Genomic DNA, 4279 nt, shown 5'->3' on the forward strand with positions numbered 1-4279 from the left:
GCCCTACTGTAGATACTGTTATTCCTGATGTTGAAAAATCAAGACCATTCCTATCACGTAGAATATGAATAGACTTTATTAACGAATCATAATTGAATAGAGGTTCTCCCATTCCCATAAATACAATTCTATTTACATCTTTGGGTAATAAAACTACTTGTTGAACAATCTCAGAAGGGGTAAGATTTCGGATGAAACCATTACTCCCAGATTCGCAAAATATACACCCTACAGGACATCCGACCATAGTGCTTACACAGGCTGTAGTTCCATTTCTGCGCTTAATACTAACAGTTTCAATATAGTTATTATCGCTTAATTTAAATACATATTTTTGTGTTCCAGTACCATCCTTGTTAACGCTATGGATTTTAATTGTCTGATATTGATTTTTGTTTTTTTCTTTATATAAAGAAAAAAACATTCTCTTTGCTTCGCTTTCACCCATACACTCAGAAATTTCTTTATACGTATAGCCATAAGGCTCATTAATAATATCATCAATCGATACAAAAGTTCTTTTTTTACTCATCTTAGTTTTCTCCTATATTATAAATTAGACTGCAATAGCAAGCTTTGTAAGACGGATTTACCGCAACAAAACTTGCGGTACTATCTAATTCTCATAAAGTTTATAATCATTTTGTGATACCTCCAAATAAATGATAACATATCATTTTATTATAATATAATAATTAAAACAAGTGTTGAATCAAGCTTGTACTCATAAGTTAATACCGTTATGATATTATAAATTCAGAATCCTAGCTCTACCATAACATCTCTTTTAATTTATTAGTTTTGTGCATTCCTATTTAGTATGAAATCTATCTAAATATAGCTCAATGACATAATATAATCTTATTATTACATTTTTCTATCCTGAATTATAAATTCTTTATATTTGGAACATTCAACTTTACTACATTCAATATCAAACGCAACACCATTGTCTGTATATTCAAAATTTACAATAGCTTCATTTTCCATTATATAAGATATCATCTTTGCTTGCATATAAGGAATCTCTATTTTTAAATTTATATAATCTGCAAATATTTGTTCACATATAGATTCTATTAATTTATCTATACCTATATCCTTTTTGGCTGAAATAAAAATTCTATCATGATTTAATTGATCTAACTCAATTAAATCACTTTTATTAAATACATAAATCGAAGGAATGTTTTCTGCTCCAATTTGGCGTAATGTTTCATTAGTAACTTTAATATGATTTTCATAATTAGGATTAGAAATATCTACAATATGAAGTAATAAATCAGCATCACATACTTCTTCTAAAGTTGATCTAAAAGCTTTAACTAAATTATGTGGTAAATCACCTACGAATCCTACTGTATCTGATAATAAGAACGATTTATTGTTGGGTAATTTTATCTTTCTTACATAAGTTTCTAATGTGGCAAATAACATATTTTTTTCAAATACTTTTTTATCCTCATTATTTATAAATTTTTCTACAAATACATTCATAACTGATGATTTCCCCGCATTTGTATATCCTACTAGTGCTACATTGGGTATACTTGATTTTTTTCTTTTACTTTTTTGAATTTCTCTTTGATACATTACAGTATCTAACTCTTTATTTAGATTTACTATTCTATCCTTTATTCTTCTAAATTCTAATTCTGATTTTGTTTCTCCGGAACCTCTATTTTTAAGTCCTGCTCCACCACCTTGACGTCCTAAATCTTCATTGTCATCAATTAGTTTTGGGAGTTCATATTGAAGTCTTGCTATCTCTACCTGTAACTTAGCTTCTCTAGTTTTTGCTCTGTTTGCAAATATATCTAGTATTAAAGTGGTCCTATCTATGACCCTACACTCTATTTCTTCTTCAATATTTTTTATTTGTGATGCTGATAGTTCATTATTAAATACTACAACATCAACACCTATATCTATTATTAAATCTCGTAATTCTTTAATTTTTCCACTACCCATATAGAATTTTGAATTTACTTTTTTTGCATTCTGTTTAATATGGGCAACTTCCTCTATTTCACAAGCTTGGCATAAATTTTTAAACTCTATCATAGACTCATCAAAATTAATTTTATTATTTATATTAATGCCTATAAGTATTCCTTTTTTTCTCATTTTCATAATCTCCTATAATCCTAATATTTAAACTTTAATATTTAAGTATCACGGGATTATGACTTTTAATTAAGTTAAGATAATAGTCACAACCCGTGCCCTATCCTCTTAATCTTAAAGAATATATACCTGCATATCTAATCATATTCTACCTCCTAATTTGTATCTGTTTTAGCTAACATTATTTTTCAATTTTGCTAACATCACCATTAAATTTGCATACTAATCCAATTATAACTGTTAGGATTCCTGATATTAAAAACCATTTATCAATACCAATTATCTGAGATACTGGTCCAGCAACCAAAAGTCCTATTGGTATTGCTAAGAACATCATACTATTGCTAATTGAAATAACTCTTCCCAATATACTCGGTTCTATTTTACTTTGAAGTAAAACATAATGAGTTCCCCCAATTAGTGGCCCTGCTAATCCCATAATCATTGACATTAATGCAAAAACTACTAAATAATTAGTTGGAAGCATCCCAGATACAGTTAATGCTATTCCAGATATCAGCATTGCTAAACTAATAATATTACTCTTCTTGTATTTTTCACCAATAATACCTAATAGTATAGATCCAACAAGCAGTCCTATTGCAAATGTAATTTCTACAAATCCAGACTCATAAGCGCCTCCATTAAAATGATTACTCACCATAAGAGGAAATAATGATGCAATTGGCATAAATATAATGGTATTTATAGCTAATATAATTGTAAGACTATATATACCTCTGTTTTTTCTCAGTTCTTTAAATCCATATATCATTTCTTGAATCATGCCTTCACTGTTAGCATCATCTTGAATTTTAGCTGGATTAGGTATTTTAACACATAACAATGTTGTAACTGCTATTATAGCTCCAACAATATCTATTATTAAAATATATTCTATTGAGTATTTCGCAAAAATTAATGCCCCAAGAGCTGGTGCTGCTATATTTGATACAGATTGTATAAACTGAGTTATACTTGCCGCTAAGCTTAATTTATCTTCAGGTACAATCATAGGTATTGATGCTTGCATTGCAGGCATATGGAAACAGGTTCCTATGGATCTAATTGCAAGTACTAAATATATCATACCTAATGATTCTTTTTGATTCATAAATAAAAATAATAAAGCTAATGTTACTAATGCTATAGATAAATCTGCATAAATCATTACATACTTCCTCTTAGATTTATCTACTATAGTTCCTATAAATGGACCTAGAATAGCCTGTGGTAAAAAACTCACCATAGTTGCAATTGTCAATACTATCGCTGAATTCGTACTAACTGTTAAGTACCATACGATTGCAAATTGAACTATACTACTGCCTAATATAGAAAATGCCTGACCTAGTGATATAGTATAAAATATTTTTTGCCAATTCTTATTTTCTTCTTTAATTAATTCTTTTTTCATGTTCATAATCTCCTTATATTTGCTATTTCAATTACTCTTAATAGCACAGAAGTTATGACCTTATACTTTATAGTCACACTTCTGTGCGCTATATTCTAAATATAATAACTGCTTGTTTCGCATTCATTTATACGACCTCCTTATGATGATTTGAATATAAAAATGCCATGAAATATTATAAATTAATACTCCATGGCATATATTTGACATAAATATATTGTTTCTTACATTAATACGTTTTTATTGGAGTAATATATATCTTATTTAATTTATTAATTATCATATATAAATTTTTCATGACTATCACTCCTTCTCATTTATTACTTTAGTAATAATAACAAAAACTCCTTTACTTGTAAAGCTATTTAATATTACAATTCTAATTTTATTAAAGATAGGATTGTATAATAAAACAAGGAACTCTATTAACTATACCTTCTCTCATATTAGTCAAATACTTCTTTTGAAAATCACCACGTTCATTACTACCTATAACTTATATGAACAAATTCTTCTATACTCTAAAGCTTATTTTATGTGTACAACTATTATAGAGTATTATCCCCTTTAATATGAACAATATGATATATAACTATATCGTAAAATCTCTCCTAGATAAATCAAGTGTAATATCTTCTACAAAGCTTACACTCTCTGGGTGGCGACAATCTTTATATTCTCCCTCAATACGATAAGTCGTTACTTCATAATGCTCTTTATCTAGAATAACCGTTA

Annotated in this window: 3 protein-coding genes and 1 pseudogene; all 4 read right to left on the reverse strand. The window is 28.0% G+C overall.

Annotation, left to right across the window (positions count from 1 at the left end):
- On the reverse strand, positions 1–532 hold a 532-nt coding region (locus ACRDBA_RS08470), incomplete at its 3' end, for a radical SAM protein (RefSeq protein WP_438572489.1).
- Between the two features lie 335 nt (positions 533–867).
- Positions 868–2127: a GTPase HflX gene (hflX, locus tag ACRDBA_RS08475; protein ID WP_438572490.1), complete on the reverse strand. Its 1260-nt coding sequence runs from the start codon at positions 2125–2127 to the stop codon at positions 868–870.
- A gap of 181 nt (positions 2128–2308) precedes the next feature.
- A complete protein-coding gene (locus ACRDBA_RS08480) occupies positions 2309–3544 on the reverse strand; it encodes an MFS transporter (protein ID WP_438572491.1) in 1236 nt (411 codons plus the stop codon).
- Positions 3545–4139: 595 nt separating this feature from the next.
- Positions 4140–4279, reverse strand: a pseudogene (locus ACRDBA_RS08485) (CCA tRNA nucleotidyltransferase); the annotation flags it as partial.

This window comes from Clostridium sp., from assembly GCF_051654825.1.
Taxonomy (GTDB): Bacteria; Bacillota; Clostridia; order Clostridiales; family Clostridiaceae; genus Clostridium.

Coding starts and splice junctions, on each gene's coding strand:
- ACRDBA_RS08480 (WP_438572491.1), bottom strand. CDS start 3,544: ATGAAAAAAGAATTAATTAAAGAAGAAAATAAGAATTGGCAAAAAATA.
- hflX (WP_438572490.1), bottom strand. CDS start 2,127: ATGAGAAAAAAAGGAATACTTATAGGCATTAATATAAATAATAAAATT.